The organism is Synechocystis sp. LKSZ1 (assembly GCF_040436315.1).
Lineage (GTDB): Bacteria > Cyanobacteriota > Cyanobacteriia > Cyanobacteriales > Microcystaceae > Synechocystis.
In genome coordinates this window covers 1479603-1501569 of sequence record NZ_AP031572.1, presented here as the reverse complement: position 1 = coordinate 1501569, position 21967 = coordinate 1479603, and the positions used below count along the sequence as shown (strand labels likewise).

Here is a 21967-nt window from a genome sequence, read left to right as displayed (position 1 = left end):
ACCACTAGGCCAAAATATCCCGCATCGCTTTTTTACTAAACCGCAGAATCGGCGATCGCCACCAGGCAAGGGTCAGCCCCAGGGTAATCAGTAGGGAACCACCCAGGGAACCCGCGATAACTAGTTTGGGTTTAGGGGCCGTGGCTTCGCTGGGAAGACTGGGATTTTCCACAATTTCTAACAATGGAAAGGAACCGTAGGGGTCGCTTTTGCCCAGATCGACCTTGGCGAGGGTGGAGGTAAAAATGGCCTCGGCGATTTGTAGATCCCGTAGGCGACGGTCGAGGATCGATTGCTTTTGCGTCAGGCTGGCTAGGCGTTTTTCCAGGTCTTGGATCTGTTGACTGAGGGCCTGGAGTTGGCCCATCAGGCCTTGGTAATCACTGTCAGCTAGCACCAATTGTTGAAATAGTTCACTGCGTTTGACCCCAGACCCATTGCTGTTATCTAAGCTGAGGCGTTCTAGGGCCAATTGATCCAGGGGACGACCGAGCAGGATTTTTCCCCGTTTAAGGAGCAGGGTACGGGCCGCGGTTTGAGCATCTCGGGTTTCTACCACATCGGGATAGTTTTCTCCCCGAGTTTCCAGCAGGGTATTTAAAGCTAGGGTCAAGGTACTGTAATCTTTGAGGGCTGCTTGGAATTGTTGGTCAGTTTGCAAGAGCAGGGCCTCAGCGGCTTGTTGGGGAGAAAGACCAAGGGTCGCAGATAATTTTTGGCGGCGATCACCGGACTGTTGGGCTTGGGCAACTAATTCAGCCCGTTGTTTACGGAGAGCTTCAATACTACTGATCAAATTACTGACCTGCTCCGAGGAATTGAGACCCGATTGAGAGCGGTAGAGGGAGAGTTGGCGCTGGGCACTAGTGAGTTTATTTTGGGCCTCAGTAACGGCGGCTTGGATGGCTCGATCCCGTTGAGAACGTTCATTGTCCCGGAGAATCGTGAGGCGTTGGGTCAAGGCATTGTAGATGGCCCAGGCCTTGGCTTGTGCTTTCTGAGGAGTCAGGCCGGTAATGGTAATCTCCATCATGGTGGTGTTATTGATAATTTTGACCTTGGGTTGGCCCAGTTGCTCTTCCGTCAGGTCGAGAGCCTCCGCCGCTTTACCGAGAACCGTCGGCCCTAGGGTCATCAATTTGTAATTTTCGCGGGGATCGGCGGTGGAACCGTAGGCTGTGGTCGTGGAAGTAATGGCCTGGCCCACATCCGGCAAGTTGACATTCACCCCCTGGCCTGCCCCCGCAATATTCAACACCAATTCACTGGTATAGACCGGCTTGGCTTTTTTGAGATAACCGAGGGATAGCGACCAGACCAAACCATTGACCAGCCCGGCAACCACAAGGTACTTAGCGAAACGAATCCAGGGCAAGGTACCGTAGGTCATCGGCTCAACGTTGGCCGGGGAAGAAGGCTGGGAAGCCATATCGATCATTTGAAGAGATTGATGAGGAGCAAGATCGGATTGAGAGGACTCAAAATGTCAGAAATAGACCGGAAGCGATCCCGTAGGCTGGTCACAGTCGAATCATAACAAACCACACCATCCCTCGGAAAAAGGGGCGGATTCTCTTCATTGTTCGTCGAGGCCCGGAGTAAATCTTCCACCTGACGCTCCACGGTCGTCGTTTTTCCCGTCAGACTATCCACCCGTACCAGCATGGCCCGGCGGTCGGCGTTGGTGGCATTAATCCCCCCGGCACAGTTGGCCGAGATGACGGCCTGGCTAAAGCGGGCGCCGTAGGGAAAGGTGATCCCCTCCTGTTGGTTTCCGACGGCCGAGGTGGCGTTGCTGGTGGCCGGCACGGTTAAGTTAGAGACAAACACCTTAATCCCCGGCGGTGTAATTTGGGAAGGCCGCATGAGCTCGTTTTGGAACCGTTCTGATCGAGGCACAATAATCTGATCGCCGTTAATCAAGGGTAAATCCTGGATCGGTTGACCGCTAAAAATACCCGAAAGATCCACTATAGTGGCTTGGCCCTGGCGAATTAATTGCACCTGGGTCACATCGGCGGTGGGTAAAACGCCCCCGGCGGCCCGGATCGCCGTCGTTAGGTAGCGCTGAACAGGATTACTGCCGGTGATCTGACGACTGGTGTCACTAATGGCGGTGGGGGGATTATCCTTGGGGTCATTAATTAACACCCGGCCTGGTTGAAACAATTCCCCGGCTAAACTCACCTGTACCGGGGCCCAGGCCACCATCTGTACGCTCAGTTGTAGGCGTTGGGGAGGAAAGAATTTTTGAGCAATTAAAATCTCAGATAATTTGGCTTGCACTTCCGGGGGTTCTAGGCCAGATACGGGCACCAACCCCACAAAGGGAACTTCTAAATTACCGTCCTGGTTCACCTCATAGACCCGTGCAAAATAGGTATCCTTGGGAATCGACACTTCCAGGCGATCGCCGGGGGACAGGGGCAGGGCCGAAACCGGCCACATCCAAGTCCATCCCAGGACAGTCAGCCAACCCTTAAGCAGTTTTAAAGACATAGCGAGACGTCCACCAGATAAACAGCGGTAAACAGAGCCAATGGCTCAGCAAGACGGCCCAGGCAACCCCCAAACTTCCCCCTTGTACCCCCAGGAGTAAAGCCCCGGCAAACAGGGCCGTAAAACCGAGATTCCAGTACAGATCCAACTCCGGTTTATCAATGGCTAACAGTAACTGGGAAGCGGAATCGGCAAAGGGCCGGGGCAGGGCCGACAGACAGATCAGGATCAAGATGGGAATGGCCTCAGTCCAGCGTTGGCCAAAAACCAGGGGAACATAAAAAGGGGCCAGGGAGGATTGCAACACCACCAGGGGCGTAATGATCGAACCGATGGTTTTGAGGCTGTGGTAGTAGCGTTGGCGAAATTCCTGGAGCGTATCCCGGCCCTCGCAGAGGTGGGGCAAAAGGGCCGCTTTGATCGAGGTGATAATGCCCAAACTAATCCCTAATCCGGCATTGAAGGCAAAATAGTACAACCCCAGGGCCTCTAGGCTGAGAAAACGCCCAATGATCAGATAATCCAGATTGGCCCGGAGGGTATTGAGCAACTCCACCCCCAAGACACTGCGCCCAAAGCCAAACAGATCACTCCAATGCTGAGTGCTAAATTTCTCGGTTGGTCGCCAGGGATTATTTTTGGTGATGATATAGACCCAGATCGGTGCCACCAAGATCTTCGGCAAAATAATGGCCCACATGCCCAACCCGGCAATAGCTAACACTGCCGAGAGCAGATTATCCGTGGAAATTTGCACCAGTTCCGTCAGAGCAATTACCTTAAACCGACCTTCTCGTTGCAGGAGGGCCGCTTGCACCAGGCCCAGAGGAATCCAGAGTAAATTTAATCCCATGACACAGATGGGCAAAATAATCTGCTGGTCTCGATAGAACCAGGCAATGGGAAAAGCCACCAGGCATTGGATCAAAAACAGGCCAATAAACATGGCCCAATTGAGCCAATAGGCCGCCTGGGTCAGATAGGGTAATTTCTCCGCCTCTACTTGAATTAAGCGGGCCACCACGCCATTGCGCGTAAACACTCGCACAAACTCATTCGTCGTCAAGACCAGGGCCGCTAAGCCGTAGTCCTGGGGGGTGAGAAAGCGGGCCAGAATAATCGTGGCTAGTAAGCGTGAGACTCGAATGATGGCCCCGGAACTGCCCAACCAGCCCACATTGCGGACAAAGGGGCTATCAATTTGAGCGATTTTTTGCTGGAGCCATTGTTTCATAGGGCCACTGAGCTAAGAAAAGACTGCCACTGTTCTAAACAATTTTCCCAGGCCCGTTCCACGGTCGCCCGGCCCCGTTGGCCCCAGGCGACCAAATCCTGTTCAGCCAGATGGGTGAGGATTGCTCCCCATTGTTCCGGCTGATCGCTGGGTAAAATGGCCCCCATACCGGCTAGGACTTGCTCTGGTAGGCCATCCACATCGGTAACTAACACAGGTTTACCGGCGGCCTTGGCTTCCAAACAAACCAGACCAAAGGGTTCCCAGCGCGAGGGAATAATCACCAGATCACACTGGGCCAGAAAGTCGGGAACCTGGGGAATCGAGCCCACCAGTTGCACCTGGGGCAGGTTGGCGGCCAAGGTTTGTATCTTTTCCTCATCCTGCCCGTAGCCCCCTAGACGCAGTTGAAATTGCTTTGGGTCAAGCGGGGCCATCACCTGGAGTAACTGATCAAAGCCTTTTTGGGGGGCAAAACGACCATAGGACCCTAGAATCAGCGGTTTTTCAGGAACTTTTGGGGGCAGGGTTAAGAGTTCCGTCAGGATAGAAGCCGGCTTAATCACCCGGATTTTGTCCGCTTTCACCAGGCCTGCATCGACCATCCATTGGCGTTGGCCCTGGGAAACCGCAATTATCCCATCCGCTAAGCCGTAGGCCAGTTTGAGCAGTAGCCGAAAGCGCCAGCGGGAGCGCACCTGTCGTTGTTCAAAGCCCCGGCAATAGTGATGGTCGCAGATCCAGAGAGGGGCATTGGTGGTGAAGTTAAATAGGGCCGCTAGATACTTCCAGGCACAGGGATAGTGAAAAATGATCAAGGCCGGCTTTTCTTGGCGGAGTCTCGCCTGGGCCGCTTCCAGACGCAGGGTCACAAAATAAAACTGTTCCTGGAGATAGGACTCGCTCAACTGTTGCACAAAGCGATTGGAACCACCGGCCCGTTTATCGCCGATGATGTGCCAAATCGTAGGTTTGCTGGGAGCCATGCTGAATCGCTAAACCGTGAGCCAAGCCGAGAGGTCCCGCTGGAGCAGGTCTTGACAGGCAAGAATATCAACCCGATAGGAATTAATCAACTGCTGACGCATCTCTGCTGTTAGTTTAGGGGTTTCTAGGTTGCGGTGTTGAATTTTTTGCCGCAGTTGGGCCGGAAAGAGGGGTTTGAGAAGACTTTTAATCGGGTTCGGTTTGGTGAGTAACTGGTGCAAGAAGCGGTTTTTAGGCATACCAGATTTATTGGGCCGCACGGACATATCCGGCTGGAAATCGGGGTCAACTTGCAGAAAGTCGAAAATATCTCGGAGTAGCCAATCGGCCCGTTTCACCAGGTCTTCGTAGAGATAGACTTTCATCTGGTTTGCGGGAAATAACTCGTAGTAGCGCTGGAGTTGGGGGCCATAGTACCCCTGTTGGAGGTAGTGCCAAAACCATTCCCAATGCTTGTTAATGCGTTCGGACTCAGCGGCGATGGCCGAGGTAAAGTCGAGGGGTTCCCGGTCATCCCTTACTAAGTGAAGGAAGTTAGCATAGGCCCGATCCACGGGGTTACGAAGAATGATGATTAACCTCACCGTTGGCAGCATCTGGGCAATGTTATGGGGGGCCTGGGGATGGTAGAGATAGAGGGGGCAGGCCTCACCAATGGCGGTTTCCTGGGTCACACCATCGAATAACTGTTCGTAGGTGGCCAAGTCAGTGATGGAAAAAGAATTAATGGCCTCATCCCCGGGCCCTTGAAAGTGGAGGGTTTCCCCCTGAAAGGCAAAGAAATTGGTTTCCTTGTCGGGGGTCATGTAGATCTGGGGATGCTGTTGCAGGTAGGTATGCAGGGCCGTTGTTCCTGATTTAGCGGCACCGACAATGAGGAAATTGGGGAGAGTCATGGTGAAGAGAAGCTTAGAATGTAAATTGGGCAGATTCTTCGATGAGATGAAAGACGCGATCCAATTGGGTAAGGTCAAAAATCAGGCGCACCCCTGGTGTGAGAGCAGATAGGCTCAATTGTTTGCCTAAATCCTGGGCTAAGCGCCAGGCACTGACCAGTACCACCAGGCCGGTACTATCCAGAAAATCCACCTTTTGCATATTCAAGACAACGTGATCATGCGGTAGGGTCTGAATCACTTCCGTCAACAGGGCCTCGACGGCGGGGGCATTTTCGACAGTGATCGCACCGGAGACATCAAGCATGGTGGGATGGATTGCGGGGAGGTTCAAGTTCATGGGTTGACTCCAAAAAGTTTTAGATTAGTCAGTTAAAAAAAGCGGAAAAATCAACAGGCCCCACTGCGTTTGCTGAGCAGAACCGTGACCGTTTTCCAGATTAATTTCAGGTCATGCCAGAGGCTCCAGCGTTCTTGATAACGCAGATCCAGGGCCACCACTTGCTCGAAATCCAGGACTTGTGAGCGGCCATTCACCTGCCATTCCCCCGTCAGGCCGGGTTTAACATCGAGACGTTTGCCCTGGTGGGGTTCGTACTGGGCCACTTCATCGAGGGTGGGGGGGCGGGTTCCCACAAGGCTCATATCACCCGTGAGGACATTCCAAAACTGGGGAAACTCATCGAGGCTGGTTTTGCGTAGCAAACGACCGATTTTGGTGATGCGGGGGTCATTTTCGTTCTTAAAGAAGGCCCCTTTAATTTGGTTCTCGACTAAATGCTTCAGTTCTGGGGCATTGGCGACCATAGAACGGAATTTCCAAATGCGGAAGGTACGGCCCTGATGGCCACAGCGCAATTGGCTAAACAAAACTGGCCCAGGACTTTCTAACTTAATGGCGATGGCCACGGGGACAAACAACACCGCCGTCACCGTCAAACCAACCAAGGCTCCCACAATATCGATGGCCCGCTTGGCCACAGAACGCACCGAGGGATGGAGCAAATCTTTATTGTCTTCAGTCTGGAGACGAATCACCCCTTCCGTATCCAGGTCAATTTCCAGCCATTGGTCGAGGTGGGAGGCCTGGAGGAGAGACTTAATCTGAGGGGACAAACTCCAGCCCAGGAGTTCAATGCCGGCCCGTTGCGCCGCTTGGCAAAATTGACGCAGATAAACAACACCACTGCTATCAATAAAGTTGGTTTGGGCAAAGTCAAAGACGATGCGCTTGAGGGTGACCGTTTCCCGTAACAGTTCCTTTAAGGCCCCGTGGATATCCGTGATTTCCGCTAGGGTGAAGTGGACTGGCATTTCGATCAGTTGGACTTGGCTCATCGTAAACTCCTAAGGACTGGGGAAGGATTCGGGCGGCGGTGCTTTCTTTGTCGATACTTTTATTTTGGCCGGCTCAGATCTACGTTCCTGTTGACTGCGATGTTTAACTTTGTGCTTTTTTTTGTCTAACTTCTGTCCTTTGGCCTAACTATTACTAAAAACGACAGATTAAGCGCCAGTGCAGGGCCAGCAAAATACCAATATTTAATTAGATAATTTGGTGATCTAGGCAGTGATTTGGGAAAAAACCGCAGGGACACGGGCCACCCAGTTACCGATATTGGCCAGAGAAGCGAGGCCAGGAAGCAACGCGCGGCTAGAACGAGTTTTCGGCGTAGTTAGTGTCACCAAGTCCTGGTGGAGAAGTTGACTGGCCTGGGCATAGTATTGGGTCGGGGTTGCAGGAATTTCCACAAACACAGGAGCCTGGAGAAAACGAACCAGATCACCAGGGGTATAGGCGATGGGCACCTGCTGACGGGCCAGGCTACGGGCCAATTCTACTTGGTGGTCATCGACATGCTCTCCAAATTGGCCACTACGGGGAACAAGAATATAGGGCTTACCGGCTTTGGCCAGGAGGTCGATACTGCCTTCGCCACAATGGGCGATGATCAGGCGGGCTTCGGCGACGAGGGCCTGAAAATCTTGGCTGGGGAGGACTTGATAAGCTTTAACGCCCTGGGGTTGGATGGTACAGGAACCGTATTGGACAATAATTTCTTCTTCGTTGGGATTGATGAACTGTTGTTCAATGAGGCGGTCAATCCAGGTCATTAAGCGGTTGAAGGGAAATTTTTCGGTGCCGACGGTAATCAGAATCATGGTAGTGACAGGAAGAGAGGGGAACAGGGGAGTCGTTAACTTAAAAAGTAAAAGTTCTTAAAAATTAGAAGTAAGGCTTAAAGCGTAATTAATTCAGCCTGGGGGTATTTGTCCTGGAGTTGGGGCCACTGGACGTAGAGCTTGTCGATGAAGGGCAGGGCCAAACGGGCGGAAAGGCTGAGGTCTTCGACGCGGGTAAAGGATTCTAAAAAAGCAGTTTTAATGCCCATCAACTTGGCCAGGATCAGGAAGGGAACCGCAACCCCAGCTCCGGTGGAGAGCACCAAGTCAGGCTTTGCTTGCTGGAGTACCTGGGCCGAGAGCAGAAGGTTTCGCACAAGGTTTTTGAGGCTACGGTTGGTCGGGCCATAGGCCCAGAAGGTTGGTTGGCCCTGGAGAACTTTTTCGGTGGTGCTGTTGCGGAAGGTAACCCAAGTGCATTGGTGGCGTTGCCAAAAAGAAGAGAGTTGGCAGAGGGCGTTGAAGTGACCACCGGTGGAACTAACTAGGACAACTTTCATAACCTGAAGGCCTACGAGAAATTACTGAACTGGCTCAACTTTCAGTATCTCAACCCCGGATCGGTGATCAGGCCTACGCGATTGTCTAAGTTCAGGCCTTTCTTGCTGATTTTTAGGCCTTGGCCAGGGATTGACGTTGAATTTTCGAGCGTTGCAGGGCCCCAGTGATGGTCACGGCCCCTGATTCTAGGGCGCTATAGAGGGGCAAGGGTAATTGCTGGAGGAGATAGGCCGCTCCCAGGGTCAAAAGGGTGCGACGGGGTTCCGCTAAGACAATTTGCCAATGGGCCGCCAGGGCCTGGTGGATGAGGGGGACAGCGGCCTGGGGGGCTTTGAAACGAACGGCTCGACGGGCCAGGTAACGTAATTGATAGGCCTTGGCGACATCGCCCCATTGCGCGATCAGTTCCGGGGCGTAAGTGCGGGTTTTGGTGATGATCTGTTGCCAGGACTCAAATTGGCGTTCCACATCGGCGGACAGACCGGCTTCATTGACTCGGTAAAGCGTCAGGGCCTCGGGAATCCCTTCCAACTGCCAATCCGTCAGGAGCTTGATGCGCAACCAGCACTCAATATCTTCGGAGCGACGGAAATCTTCATCAAAGTAGAAGTCTTCGACGATGCCGGTGCGGTTTTGCTGAAAACGGATTGCTTCAAAGACTTGGCGACGGATGACGGGGGCCGACCCATTGCCGATGGGGTTACGGCAGAGGAGATGCTCGGCGGTGATGTCGGTGAGCTGGGGCATCTGGTATAACCCGAGGGATTGGCCCGCTTGGTCGATAAAGGCCGAACGACTGAAACTGATCCCGACCTGGGGATTGGCGTCTAGGTGTTGGACGTGTTTCGCTAATTTTTCCGGTAACCAGAGGTCATCAGCATCTAAGAAAGCTAAGTAGTCTCCCTGGGCATGACGAATTCCGGTATTGCGGGCCCCGGCCAGGCCTCGGTTTTTCTGGCGCACAATTTTAAGACGAGGATCCGTGAAACATTCGGCAATGGCCACACTTTGGTCGGGGGACTCATCATCCACTAGAATTAGCTCAAAATGAGGATAGGTCTGGGCGAGAACGGAGCGAATCGTATCGGCGAGATAGACTTCAACGTTATAGACCGGAACAATCACAGAGACTAGTTTCATGGGGATACCTTACCAAACGCGACTGATCCTATCCTCCACTAGACATTCCTGTGATCGGGCCTAACTTGTGTCTAACTTTTTTGGCTGATAGCCTAGCCTCGACCCAAAATCTCCGCCTACAGTAAAAGAATCTTTCCTCCCTGAATTTTCTGCCAATGGCCAGCATCCTCGTGGTTGACGATAACCCCGACAATTTAAGTATCCTCAGCCACATTCTCACCAAAGCCGGCTATCAGGTACGCGTTGAGATGGAGGGCCATCGTGTCCTGGCCCAGGTCAAACAGTGTTCTCCAGACCTGATCTTGCTGGATGTGATGCTTCCCGATATTGATGGCTTCAGCCTCTGTCGGCAACTCAAGGCCGAGCCGGCAAGCCAGGATATCCCCGTGATCTTCACCACCGCCTTGAGTGATGCCAAACATAAAGTCATCGGCTTGGAATTGGGGGCCGTGGACTATATCACCAAGCCCTTTATCGCTGAAGAACTTTTGGCTCGCCTGCGCTTACACCTACGTCTACGGGAATTGACCCAGGCCCTAGAGCAGCAAAATCAGCAACTACAAGTCGTCACCCAGCAACTAGAACAGCGGGTGGAAGAACGTACCCATGCGCTTTCATTTCTCAATTACCAACTGCAACAGGAACTGGAGGAACGTAAACGAACCGAAGCCGAACTCCAAGCCACAACTTCCCGCCTCAGTGCTCTGATCCAAAACCTACAGGCAGGCATTTTAGTAGAGGATGAGAAGGGCCAGATTCGCTTAACCAATCCTAGCTTTTGTCGGCTCTTTGGCATTCCAGTTCCCCCAGAGGCCCTGATCGGCATGGACTGTCGGGAATCGGCCAACGCTGCTAAGGACTTATTTGCAGATCCCGAGGCCTTTTTAGAGCGGGTTGCGGAGATTTTAGAACGACGGCAACTGGTCACTCAGGAGGAATTACGACTTAAAAACGGAGACATTTTAGAGCGGGATTATGTGCCCATCTTCCTGGGGCAAGAGTACTATGGTCATCTTTGGCTATACCAGGATGTAACGCTCCGCCAGCGGCAACAAGCCGAGCTGGAGCAAAGTCACCAATTGTTGCGGGTGATCAGCCATCTCCAGTCTCAATTCATTAGGGCCGTACAACCGGAGATTGTCTTTGATGATTTATTGGGGCTTCTGTTGCAACTCACCCAGAGTCGCTACGGTCTGGTGGCGGAAGTGTATGTTTCGGGGGAGGAAGATGCCTATCTTCAGGAAGCCTACCTCAAAACTGAGGGGAAACCGGCCCAAAAAATTCAGAGTCTGACGGACGTTTCGTTGCCAGAAATCACCGGGGTAGAGTTCTCCCACTTTCGGCGCTTGGTCAACCGTGTGCTCCAGCGGGAAGCGCCGCTGATTCTGGCTGAGGACAGCGATCTCGATGGATTTGGGGGAACCTTTTTAGGAATTCCCCTGGATAACGGCAATGAACTCATGGTGGGAATCATTGCCCTGGCGCAGGGGGGCTATGAGTCGGCCCTGCTCGACTACCTCCAGCCGTTGTTAATCACCTGTACCAATATCATTGAGGCCTACCGTAACGACCAACGACGACAATACGCTGAAGCCTCTCTTTGGAAACAATATCAGCGCACCTTATTATTGAAAACCCTGACGGAGGAAATTCGCCAAAGCCTCGATCCCGCCAAAATCTTTCAAACCACAGTCAATCGTTTAGGTCAAAGCTTGGGGGCCAGTCGTTGTGTGATCCATCTCTATCAGGAAGAGCCGGTATTCGCTTTGCCCTGTGTGGCGGAATATACGACGCTGGATACGCCCTCTATGCTTTCGCTGGCGATTTCCCTCAACGATCATGCTCAGATAGAGAAAATTCTCAGCCGAGACCAGGCCGTTGTGATCGATGATGTTCTGCAAGATTCTCGCTTAGCGGCGGTAAAAGACCTCTGTGAACACCTCCAGATCAAATCCCTGCTCATGGTTCGGACATCCTATCAAGGTAAGGCCAATGGGTTAGTGGCCCTGCACCAATGCGACGATATCCGACATTGGAGCCTAGCTGATGTGGAATTATTGGAATCCGTCGCCGCCCAGGTGGGGATTGCCCTCGCCCAATCCTCCCTCTTGGCCCAGGAACGCGCCAGCCGCGAACGTCTCACCCAGCAGAATGAAGAATTATTAGCAGCCCAAAATGTGGCAGAGATGGCCAATCGGGCCAAAAGTGACTTCCTGGCCACCATGAGCCACGAGATCCGCACGCCCATGAATGCCATCATCGGCATGACTGGCCTGCTCCTCGATACGTCCCTCAACCCCCAACAACAACAGTTTGCAGAAACCATTCGTAGTAGTGGTGAAACTTTGTTGACCCTGATCAACGATATTTTGGATTTTTCTAAAATTGAGTCCGGTAAGCTGACCCTGGAACGTCATCCGTTGGAGATCCAACGTTGGGTAGAGGAATCCCTGGACTTGATTGCCGGTCAGGCCTTTACCAAAGGTCTAGACTTGGTCTATCGCATTGGCCCTGCGGTGCCAGCGACGGTTCTCGGCGATTTAACGCGTTTGCGTCAGGTTTTAGTGAATTTACTGAGTAATGCGGTGAAATTTACCGAACAGGGGGCCCTCACGGTCGTACTGGAAGCAAAGGCATTAGAGGCTACGCAACAGCGCTACGAAATCCAGGTCATGGTCGAAGATACGGGCATCGGTATCCCCCCAGAACAACAATCCCGACTGTTCCAATCCTTTAGCCAGGCCCACGGGGCCGTGACGCGCCAGTACGGAGGAACAGGCCTGGGGTTAGCCATCTGTAAGCGATTGGTGGATCTCATGGGAGGAACAATCTGGATGGAAAGCCAAGGGGCCATGGCCGGTTGGCCGCCCGCAACTTGGCCGAGTCAACCCGCTACCGCTGCAGAACGGGGAACTCGCTTTTATTTCACGGTGCCGGTCCAGGGGGTAACGACCTGTTCCCTAATCCCCTCAGAGCATCCAGAATTACGGGGAAAACGCCTGCTGGTCGTGGATGACAATGCCATTAATCGCCAGTGGTTGAGTCAGTTGACCCGCGCCTGGGGGATGGAAACCCTGACCACGGGGTCGGTGTGGGAGGCCCTGCTCTGGCTCAATCAGGAACCCGCCTTTGACTTGGCCCTCTTGGATTTACGGATGCCGGAGTTGGATGGCATTGAACTCGCCGAAGCCATTCGTCGTCGCCCAGCCGGTCAGGCCCTGCCCATCATTCTCCAGGCCCCCTTTCTACTCTCTCCCGCAGAACTACAAAAACGCACCGAAGTGGAATTTGCCGGTTGGCTCCAGGCCCCTTTAAAACCATCCCAGCTCTATAATCTGTTGCTCGATGTGGTCTGTCGCCCCCCCCTAACGGTCATCGATGGTCTACCAAACTGGAAAAAAACCTTTCCTGAAATCACACGTTCTCCCTTCTCCCACCCTGAAAGGGATGCCCTGCTCAAAACCCTGAGTCCTCTACGGATTCTGCTGGCTGAGGATAACAGTATTAATCAACAGGTTGCTTTGCTACTATTACAAAAACTGGGCTATCGGGCCGATGTGGTTAGTAACGGAGCAGAAGTGATTCCAGCGCTCCAGCAAGTTCCCTACGATGTGGTGCTCATGGATGTGGAAATGCCGGAAATGGATGGCATGACCGCAACCCGTCGTTTACGAGCCACGGCCCTTCCCTGGGAACAGCCTTGGATTATTGCCGTAACGGCCTACGCAATGCAGGGAGACCGAGAAAACTGTCTCCAGGCTGGTATGGATGACTATATCAGTAAACCAATCCGAGAACCCGAATTAATTGCGGCCCTGCAACGGGTGAAACCCCACGCCAGCCCAAAGCCATCCTCCGCCACCGCGCTCCCGACGTTCCCAGAACATCCGGCCTCGAAACCCGCCGCCCCCTGCTTGGATGAGCCCATTCTTGAAGGCATTCGGGCCATGGGAGGCGCTGAGATTCTGCAAGCGATCATCCCCAACTATCTTGAAACGACCCCCATTGCCCTCGACCAATTGCAAACGGCCATCGCCGACGATAATCCCCTGCAAGTCCGCCAACTGGCCCACAGCTTAGGTTCTAGTAGTGCCAACCTCGGGGCCCTGGCCTTTGCTCAGAGCTGTAAACAACTGGAAAATTTGGGTCGAGGGGGAAACCTCGCAGGGGCCACAGAACTCGCCCAATCATTACGAGTAGAGTATGCGAAAGTAAGAGAAGCGTTGGTGGCCTACCTCAATTTACTGTAGGGGACTGGGCCTGTTTTGACGGACATTTTTGCCTTGCTCATTTCTAGCCAATGATCAACCCTAACTCCTCTTCCCCTAGCAGTGATGAGACGGGAGACGCGCCCCTGATCCTCGTGACCGATGATGACAATACCATTCGGGCGCTGTTGGTGATGGCCCTGAAACAGGATGGCTATCGGGTCGAAGAAGCGGTCAACGGGATAGACTGCCTGGCGAAGTATGGCCGACTCCAACCGAATCTGTTGCTACTGGATGCCATGATGCCGGAAATGGACGGCTTTAGTTGTTGTCAGCAGGTGCGGCAAGGTGCGGGAGGGTCAGAGGTGCCAATTCTAATGATTACGTTTCTTGATGACCGGGATTCCATTGACCAGGCTTTCCAAGCCGGCGCGACGGACTACATCACCAAGCCCATTCACTGGTCTGTGCTACGGCAACGGGTGAAACGACTCCTGGCTCAGGAAACCCCGAGGGCCGAAATCCAGCCGCAACAAACTTGGATTACCCTAATGCAAACTTTGCTGGCCCAGGGTGTACAAGGCGGAGATCGGACTCAGCAATTAACCAACCTACTAGAGCAACTGCGGGCTTTTTGGCAGGTGGAACGACTGGTCTTCAGCCTTGGCCCCACGGAACCCGACCTAGAAGCCGTCGCCCCTAACTATCCAACCCTGGCTAAGCTCGGGCTAAACGCTTCTCAACTGGTCGCGACGATGCCCTCAACGCCGACACCGATGTCTACGGCTAGCTTCGCCCCTGCCCTCCAAACTCCCCAGGGCCTAATCTTACCCCTACCGGCTCAGGGTTTTCTCCAACTCCACTACCGCCAGGCCAGGCCCTGGACGGCTTGGGAACAAGAACGCCTCATGGATACGGCCCGTCTGCTTTACCTCATCAGTCACCATGGTTAAGCGCTCCCTCTGCGCCTCCGAGCAGGGAATTGCTCGCCTGAAACAATGTCTACTACGGAAGGGCTGGACTCAGGACTATCTAGCGGAACAAGCTGGCCTCTCCACCCGGAATTCAGTCTGGAAGCTCCTGAGTGGCCGGGCCATTGACCGCAAAATTTTTATGGAGATCTGTTTCCAGTTAGACCTCGATTGGGAAGATATTGCCGATTTGCCCCAATTCAATGAGCTAGAGGAACCCGATGAACCGAAAGGGCCTACTTCACCAGCATCGCCGCCGGAATTAACACCGGAAAGCCTCATTTCTCGGCTACGTCCCCTCCTCGTCACGGATCTCCAAAAACAGCCTGGCCAACGTAACCCCTGGTTGGGAGGGCCTCCCGCCCGTTCTTTGAACCATAGCTATGTAGAGGTCAAAGTCCAGACCCGATTGAGCCATCAGCAATGGCTAGGCATCCAGGATCTCCAGGCCCTTCGTCCCGCGAGCACTCCTGCCCAATCCCTGGTTGACCTGCTCGTGGGCCAGAATCGGATCTTGGTCTTGGGTCATCCAGGTGCGGGAAAAACCACGCTACTGCAACACCTCGCTCTCCTCTACGCCCAGGGAAAGGGGCCAGCAGATCATCTACCTGGGTTGGTATCTCTGCAAGCTTGGGCCATCGCGGCTCGTCATCCCGCTTTCAATGGCCTAGAGGATTATCTAGGGCATCTCTGGCAAGGCTATTCCCTCAGTGCCAGTCAGCTTCAGGGCCTCCTGCAAACGGGTCAGATCTTGTTGTTGCTCGATGGCCTGGACGAAATTCCCGACTTTGACCAAGGGGAACGTTATCAACAACTCCAGTATTTTCTGACCCTCTACCCGCAAACTCCCGTGGTGATGACCGGGCGACTGGGTTACTCAGTCTATCCATTACCGGGATTCATGGCGGTGGAGATGGAGCGTTTTCAGCCAACGCAAATTGAGGGTTTTATTCGCCACTGGTTTGCGGATTCTAGTCCGGCCCGGGCAGAGCAATTAATCGAAGTGCTTAACCAACGGCAACACCAGGCCCTGCGCCTCCTGGCCCAAACGCCCCTCCTGCTTAATTTGATCTGTACGGTCTTTCAAGACCGGGGCGACCTCCCTCCCCAGCGGGCTCCCCTGTATCAGGCCGCCCTAGAAATTTTGCTAGAACAATGGGACCGCAACCGGGGCATTCAACGCCAACCCCAGAACCCAAGCTTCAGTCTGGCGGATAAGTTAACCTTACTGGGAGATCTGGCCCTAGTGACCTTGGAACAGGGACAGGTTTTTTTTGAGAAGCAGACGGTATTAGGCCTGATTTCTGATTACTTAGTGCGTCTGCCTGGAGCCCCCCCTGGGGGAGAGGGCCTTTGGCTTCAGAGTGAGGCGATTCTCCAAGAGATGGAAGCTCACCACGGTCTGTTGGTGGAGCGGGCCAAAAATATTTATGCCTTTTCTCACCAAACCTTTCAGTCCTACCTCAGCGCCCGCAAGATTGTGGCCCAGGCCCGTCAGGGGAACCTTGGCCAGGATTGGCAATGGCTGACGAATCGAATGCTCGACCCGGCCTGGCAGGAAGTGATCGTATTGGTGGCTAATTTATTGACCAATGCCGACAGTCTATTTCAGCATCTCCAGGGCAGTATCCAGCGTTTTAGCCAAGGCCAACCCTTGTTAACTGCTTTTCTGCACCACCTGGATCAAAAAGTCCAGGCCTTGAGGCAATCCTATCCGCCAGCGGCCCTACGGGCCTTTTATTTTAGCCTCTGGTATAACCAGGATTTTAGTTTGGCCATTGCCCTTGAGCCGGCCCTAGCAGGACAGTTACCCAGGGAACTCGGCCTCGATTTTAGCTTCCATCGCCTGGGTTGCTTAACCCAGAAACTGACGACCCAATTCGATCTAGAGCAGGCCCTGAACCTTTACTTTGCCCTGGATCTTGAAGGTCGTTTTTCCCTTAACCCAGACTGTCAAAGGGCCTGGCAAATCCTTAAAAATAGCCTCCCCACTCCGACTCAAGACCCCCAGGCTTTGGAGAACTGGTGGCAAAGCCAAGGCGGTGATTGGTTAACTCAACTACAACAACTTCTCCAACAACAGCGAGCCTGGTTTACGCTCCCGCCCTTGACCCCACCGGCACAGCAGGTCTTCGATCAGTACTATCAAGTTAATCAATTTCTCGTCTATTGTCTCCAGAGCCAAGGACAACTAAGCCCGGCCCTGCAAGCGCAACTTTTGACCGAATTACTGCGATAGCGGTGTCAGAACCGATAAAAATCCCCCGATACGAGCCAGCACCGGGGGACAAACAGAAGGTAAGTTTAGGCCTGAACTGGAACATTCAGTGGCAGGGGACAGGCCACATTAGTTCCTCCCAGACCACAGTAACCATTGGGGTTTTTGGCTAAGTACTGTTGGTGATAATCCTCGGCGTAGTAGAAAGCCGGCGCAGGTAAAATTTCCGTAGTGATAGGGCCATAACCCGCTTGGGCCAGGGCCTGTTGATACTGGGCCTTGGAGGTCTCGGCCTGCTGACCTTGGGCCTCGGAGTAGGTGTAAATCCCCGAACGGTACTGGGTGCCGGCATCATTCCCCTGGCGCATACCTTGGGTGGGGTCGTGGCTTTCCCAAAATACTTTTAGGAGTTGGCTGTAGCTAATCTGCTGGGGATCGAAAACCACTAAAACCACTTCATTATGGCCCGTCATCCCCGTACAGACTTCGTGGTAGGTGGGGTTGGGCGTATAACCCGCAGCATAGCCGACAGCGGTGGAATACACGCCGGGTAACTGCCAAAACTTACGCTCGGCGCCCCAAAAACAACCCAGCCCAAATAGGGCCATTTCCAGACCAGCGGGAAAGGGGCCCTGAATGGGGTGGCCATTGACAAAATGCTGAGCCGGTACCGGCATGGGGGTTGCCCGACCCGGTAGAGCGTCTGTGGGAGCGGGCATGGCCGCTTTTTTACCGAATCCGAAAAGTCCCATGGTGTTTGCCTAGAAAGTGTACTGAGCAAAAAATAATCATTGATTCCACTATAGCGAATCGACGGGATTGCTTCCCCCAGCATGGGCAACGGCCCCTTGCGGTTAAAATTGGTTCCATTCCTGTCCCTCCCCGGCGGCCCTGGCCGGCCCCAGACCCATGCTTGAGTCCTTGTCCCTGTCCCCTATGCCCACCCTCGAAACCTATCGCATTGCGGTGATTGTTCCCTGCTACAACGAGGAACTCACCATTGTCCCGGTGGTACAGGGCTTTCAACAGGTACTACCCCAGGCCCAGGTCTATGTCTATGACAATCGTTCCACCGATGCGACGGCGGCCTTGGCCCGCCAGGCTGGAGCCATTGTCTGCTATGAGCCGATGCAGGGTAAGGGTAATGTGGTGCGCCGCATGTTTGCGGACATTGAGGCTGATATTTATGTTCTGGTGGATGGCGATAATACCTATGAGGTGGAGGCGGCCCCTCGTCTGATTCAACGCCTGATTCAAGATAATCTCGATATGGTGGTGGGGGCCCGACGGTCGGATCAGCGGGATAAAACGGCCTATCGCCTGGGCCATCGAGGCGGCAATTTATTCTTGACAGGGGTGGTGAAGTTCCTCTTCAATGCCCAGTTAGATGACATGCTATCGGGCTATCGGATTTTTTCACGACGCTTTGTTAAGTCCTTCCCGGCCCTGTCCAATGGCTTTGAGATTGAAACCGAGTTAACGGTTCATACCCTAGAACTCAAGATTCCCTTTGCCGAAGACCCCATCCTCTACGGTTCTCGGCCCCCCGGCTCTGAAAGCAAGCTCAAAACCTTTACGGATGGTTGGCGGGTACTAGGAACGGCAATTCTACTCTTTAAAGAAGTGCGACCTCTGCTCTTCTTTGGCCTGATTTTTCTCTTGCTGTCCTGCTTGACCTTGATTTTGTCAATTCCCATTTTCAAGACTTATCTGGAAACGGGACAGGTACCTCGCTTTCCGACACTGATCGTAGCAGCTTCTATTCTCTCCCTCGGTTTTATCAGTTTTACCTGTGGCCTGATTTTGGATTCCGTGGCCCGAGGTCGTCGGGAGATCAAACGTATGACCTATTTGAGTTTTCCCCTTACTCCCCGCTCTGCCCAAAAGTAGGGCTGATTTGCTCCGGGCTTCCCTGTTGGCCGATCCCCTGAGGTGGTAATGTATAGAGTGGAAAATTTGACTAAAGCTCAATACTTGTCCTGTAGTCTAACTATAAACAAATCCCTAGACAATCAGCATGGTAGCCGTACAAGAAGCAACTAACGTTGGTAAAATTACCCAGATCATTGGGCCTGTTGTCGATGCTCAATTCCCCAGTGGTAAATTGCCCCGCATTTATAATGCCCTTAAAGTTAAAGGTAAAAACTCTGCCGGACAGGATGTCGCCGTCACCTGCGAAGTGCAACAGCTCCTCGGGGATAACCAAGTCCGTGCCGTGGCAATGAGTACCACTGATGGTCTGGTTCGGGGTATGGACATCGTCGATACTGGTGCTCCCATCAGTGTACCGGTGGGTAAATCGACCCTGGGTCGGATTTTTAACGTGTTAGGGGACCCCGTTGATGAAAAAGGCCCGGTTAACACCGAAGAAACCTTCCCCATCCACCGTCCGGCTCCCAAGTTAACCGACCTGGAAACCAAGCCGAAGGTCTTTGAAACCGGCATTAAGGTGATTGACCTGCTCACTCCCTACCGTCAGGGCGGCAAAATTGGCCTCTTTGGGGGTGCCGGCGTGGGTAAAACCGTGATCATGATGGAACTGATTAACAACATCGCCATCCAACACGGTGGGGTATCGGTGTTTGGTGGCGTAGGGGAACGCACCCGCGAAGGGAACGACCTCTACAACGAAATGATTGAGTCTAAGGTAATTAACCCGGACAACCCTGAAGAATCTAAAATCGCCCTGGTTTACGGGCAAATGAATGAACCCCCCGGAGCACGGATGCGCGTTGGCCTGTCGGCGCTGACCATGGCCGAGTACTTCCGGGATGTTAACAAGCAAGACGTATTGCTCTTCATCGACAATATTTTCCGCTTCGTTCAGGCCGGTTCTGAAGTGTCCGCGCTCCTGGGCCGGATGCCTTCTGCCGTAGGGTATCAGCCCACCCTCGGTACCGATGTCGGGGACCTGCAGGAACGGATTACCTCGACCAAAGAAGGTTCTATTACCTCCATTCAAGCGGTTTACGTTCCGGCGGACGACTTAACCGACCCCGCACCGGCCACCACCTTTGCCCACTTGGATGGAACAACTGTGCTCTCTCGTGGTTTGGCGGCGAAAGGAATTTATCCGGCGGTAGACCCCCTGGATTCCACCAGCACCATGCTCCAGCCCTCCATCGTAGGTGAAGAGCACTACAATGTTGCCCGTACCGTGCAGTCCACCCTGCAACGCTACAAAGAATTACAGGACATCATTGCCATTCTGGGCTTGGATGAATTGTCGGAAGAAGACCGTTTAACCGTTGACCGGGCCCGAAAAATTGAGCGTTTTCTGTCTCAGCCCTTCTTTGTGGCGGAGGTCTTCACCGGTTCTCCTGGCAAATACGTCACCCTGGAAGATACGATCAAAGGTTTCCAGATGATCCTCTCTGGCGAGTTGGATTCCCTGCCAGAACAAGCTTTCTACATGGTCGGTAATATCGACGAAGTGAAAGCAAAAGCCGAAAAACTCAAAGGCTAATCCTTCAGCACCATCAAAAGGATTGTTCTTGCTTGGGGCCCGCTCCTGGCCGGAGCAGTCCTTCGCTGGTACTAGCCCGGTGTATTCTCTAAAACGGAACTTCATAGAAAAATGACATTAACAGTACGAGTTATTACCCCCGATAAGGTGGTTTGGGATGATGCAGTACAGGAAGTCATCCTCCCCAGTACAACGGGCCAACTGGGTATTCTCAGTAACCACGCCCCTCTGCTAACGGCCCTAGACATCGGCGTTATGCGTGTCCGTCCCGGCAAGGATTGGCAAAATATTGCGGTGATGGGGGGCTTTGCCGAGGTGGAAAATAACGAGATCAAAGTTCTCGTGAATGCCGCTGAAATGGGGAGCGCCATTGATAAAGAAACCGCTCGCCAAGACTACAGCAAGGCCCAAGAAGTCTTAAATGAGGCCAATCGCACCGGTGAAAAACCCAAGCAAATCAAAGCCAACCAAGCCTTGAAAAAAGCGCGGGCGCGTCTACAGGCCGCCGGTGGCACGGTCAACTAGACTTTTGTTAAGCAACTGAATCAAAGTACTGAGGGCATCGGTTAGCGGTGCCCTTTTCCTTGGGGGCCAACAGGCGGAGGACTAACGTTGTTTGCTCTTGCGGCCCGCAAAGCGCTCCATAAAACCAGCGACCCGCTTGAGTAGGGAGGATTCAGCTAGCCCAGTATTTTTGGCAGTAAAGGGAGGCGCTTCCCCCTCCAGGGTACTGATGGCAAAGATTTTAAGCTCACCGTCGGAAGTCGTTAGGCGGCCCGTCCGCTCGCTGACTGCTTTTGCTTGAATTTGGCGATACACCGACTCCGACACTAACAGTTGCGTATTGCCTTCTTTATTGGCCGATTCGATCAAGCTAGCCAAGTTAACTGCCTTGCCAATGGGCGTCACCAATTGCTGATTTTGCGTATCCACGGCCACCAAGACCACTGGGCCAGTGTGGATGCCCAGGCTGAGACTAATGGGGGAATAGGACAATTGAGTGAGAAATTCATTCAGGCCTTTAACCGCCTTCAACATTTCTAAGCCGGCCCAGACAGCCCGCTCGGTAAATTCCTGGGGATTAGCATCGTCTTCTAGGCCAAAGGTCGCCACCAGGGTTGTTCCCAAGTAGTTATTCGTGCTCCCCCCGTACTTGCTAATAATCTGATTAGCCGACTGAAAATAACGGCTCATCACATAAAAGACATCGTAGGGAAAGTTCACTTCATCAAAATCATGGATGCCTCGGATTCTGGCCACTAACAGGGCCACTAACTTGCGATTTCCCGACAGCTTACTCACAAATTGATGGTCAACAATGCTGATATCCTCTTGGTCGAGGATGAGGCGTCGCACCGAAACATTACCCTCCGTCACCTTGGTTTGACAGGCCAGCCGCACATGAAAGGGAAAATCCAGACTCTTAGCTAGGGCGACTTCAGCCTGGGTGGGTTGAGTACAATTTTCAATACCTTCTAGGAGCATAATCCGACAGGTAGAGCAGTAGGCCTGACCGCCGCAAACGTGAGTAATGGGAATCTCGGCAGTGGTGAGGGCCTCCAGGATTGTTTCTCCTGAGTTAATCGGCACGGTTTGATTATCCGGTAAACAAGACACCTGGGCCATGGGAATCACACAACGGGGGAAGAGGGGGACGGCGTGA

General features: G+C 53.2%; 18 protein-coding genes. 6 read left to right on the top strand and 12 right to left on the bottom strand.

Annotation, left to right across the window (positions count from 1 at the left end; all coding sequences use genetic code 11):
* Positions 1 to 4: 4 nt before the first annotated feature.
* The 10 genes from ABXS88_RS07130 to ABXS88_RS07085 all read right to left on the bottom strand — a co-directional run bounded on the left by ABXS88_RS07130 (position 5) and on the right by ABXS88_RS07085 (position 9441).
* Positions 5 to 1429 (bottom strand): hypothetical protein, encoded by a 1425-nt coding sequence (locus tag ABXS88_RS07130; protein WP_353674488.1) that lies wholly within the window; start codon positions 1427 to 1429, stop codon positions 5 to 7.
* A 5-nt stretch (positions 1430 to 1434) separates the two neighbouring features.
* A complete protein-coding gene (locus tag ABXS88_RS07125) occupies positions 1435 to 2499 on the bottom strand; it encodes a polysaccharide biosynthesis/export family protein (protein ID WP_353674487.1) in 1065 nt (354 codons plus the stop codon).
* Complete coding sequence (locus ABXS88_RS07120) at positions 2480 to 3733, bottom strand: lipopolysaccharide biosynthesis protein (protein ID WP_353674486.1); 1254 nt, start codon at positions 3731 to 3733, stop codon at positions 2480 to 2482. The genes ABXS88_RS07125 and ABXS88_RS07120 overlap by 20 nt, the downstream gene beginning before the upstream one ends.
* Complete coding sequence (locus ABXS88_RS07115; RefSeq protein ID WP_353674485.1) at positions 3730 to 4719, bottom strand: glycosyltransferase family 4 protein; 990 nt, start codon at positions 4717 to 4719, stop codon at positions 3730 to 3732. The genes ABXS88_RS07120 and ABXS88_RS07115 overlap by 4 nt, the downstream gene beginning before the upstream one ends.
* Before the next feature lie 9 nt (positions 4720 to 4728).
* On the bottom strand, positions 4729 to 5616 hold the full coding sequence (locus tag ABXS88_RS07110) for a sulfotransferase (protein ID WP_353674484.1): 888 nt from the start codon (positions 5614 to 5616) through the stop codon (positions 4729 to 4731).
* A 13-nt stretch (positions 5617 to 5629) separates the two neighbouring features.
* A complete protein-coding gene (locus ABXS88_RS07105) occupies positions 5630 to 5956 on the bottom strand; it encodes an STAS domain-containing protein (RefSeq protein ID WP_353674483.1) in 327 nt (108 codons plus the stop codon).
* A 50-nt stretch (positions 5957 to 6006) separates the two neighbouring features.
* Complete coding sequence (locus ABXS88_RS07100) at positions 6007 to 6954, bottom strand: sugar transferase (RefSeq protein WP_353674482.1); 948 nt, start codon at positions 6952 to 6954, stop codon at positions 6007 to 6009.
* Between the two features lie 225 nt (positions 6955 to 7179).
* On the bottom strand, positions 7180 to 7779 hold the full coding sequence (locus tag ABXS88_RS07095; protein ID WP_353674481.1) for a glycosyltransferase: 600 nt from the start codon (positions 7777 to 7779) through the stop codon (positions 7180 to 7182).
* A gap of 77 nt (positions 7780 to 7856) precedes the next feature.
* Entirely contained in the window at positions 7857 to 8300 is a 444-nt protein-coding gene (pssD, locus tag ABXS88_RS07090; protein ID WP_353674480.1) for a PssD/Cps14F family polysaccharide biosynthesis glycosyltransferase, read from the bottom strand.
* 112 nt (positions 8301 to 8412) lie between these two features.
* Positions 8413 to 9441 carry a glycosyltransferase family 2 protein gene (locus ABXS88_RS07085; RefSeq protein ID WP_353674479.1) on the bottom strand — a complete coding sequence of 343 codons (1029 nt, stop codon included), beginning with the start codon at positions 9439 to 9441 and terminating at the stop codon, positions 8413 to 8415.
* Positions 9442 to 9596: 155 nt separating this feature from the next.
* On the opposite strand from ABXS88_RS07085, the gene ABXS88_RS07080 reads away from it, so the two are divergent.
* From ABXS88_RS07080 to ABXS88_RS07070, 3 genes are read left to right on the top strand one after another with little or no spacing between them, the layout of a single operon-like run.
* On the top strand, positions 9597 to 13691 hold the full coding sequence (locus ABXS88_RS07080) for a response regulator (protein WP_353674478.1): 4095 nt from the start codon (positions 9597 to 9599) through the stop codon (positions 13689 to 13691).
* Between the two features lie 50 nt (positions 13692 to 13741).
* A complete protein-coding gene (locus ABXS88_RS07075) occupies positions 13742 to 14602 on the top strand; it encodes a response regulator (protein ID WP_353674477.1) in 861 nt (286 codons plus the stop codon).
* Positions 14595 to 16859 (top strand): NACHT domain-containing protein, encoded by a 2265-nt coding sequence (locus ABXS88_RS07070; RefSeq protein ID WP_353674476.1) that lies wholly within the window; start codon positions 14595 to 14597, stop codon positions 16857 to 16859. Before ABXS88_RS07075 ends, ABXS88_RS07070 begins: the two co-directional genes overlap by 8 nt.
* 65 nt (positions 16860 to 16924) lie before the next feature.
* On the opposite strand, the gene msrA is transcribed toward ABXS88_RS07070, so the two are convergent.
* Positions 16925 to 17590 carry a peptide-methionine (S)-S-oxide reductase MsrA gene (msrA, locus tag ABXS88_RS07065; RefSeq protein WP_353674475.1) on the bottom strand — a complete coding sequence of 222 codons (666 nt, stop codon included), beginning with the start codon at positions 17588 to 17590 and terminating at the stop codon, positions 16925 to 16927.
* A 184-nt stretch (positions 17591 to 17774) separates the two neighbouring features.
* Here msrA and ABXS88_RS07060 point away from each other — a divergent pair, with 184 nt between their 5' ends.
* The 3 genes from ABXS88_RS07060 (at position 17775) to atpC (ending at position 20829) form a co-directional block, all read left to right on the top strand.
* A complete protein-coding gene (locus tag ABXS88_RS07060) occupies positions 17775 to 18728 on the top strand; it encodes a glycosyltransferase family 2 protein (protein ID WP_353674474.1) in 954 nt (317 codons plus the stop codon).
* A 127-nt stretch (positions 18729 to 18855) separates the two neighbouring features.
* On the top strand, positions 18856 to 20304 hold the full coding sequence (gene atpD, locus ABXS88_RS07055) for a F0F1 ATP synthase subunit beta (protein WP_353674473.1): 1449 nt from the start codon (positions 18856 to 18858) through the stop codon (positions 20302 to 20304).
* Positions 20305 to 20415: 111 nt separating this feature from the next.
* On the top strand, positions 20416 to 20829 hold the full coding sequence (gene atpC, locus ABXS88_RS07050; protein WP_353674472.1) for an ATP synthase F1 subunit epsilon: 414 nt from the start codon (positions 20416 to 20418) through the stop codon (positions 20827 to 20829).
* A gap of 81 nt (positions 20830 to 20910) precedes the next feature.
* On the opposite strand, the gene ABXS88_RS07045 is transcribed toward atpC, so the two are convergent.
* Positions 20911 to 21930 (bottom strand): adenylate/guanylate cyclase domain-containing protein, encoded by a 1020-nt coding sequence (locus ABXS88_RS07045; RefSeq protein ID WP_353674471.1) that lies wholly within the window; start codon positions 21928 to 21930, stop codon positions 20911 to 20913.
* Positions 21931 to 21967: the final 37 nt, after the last annotated feature.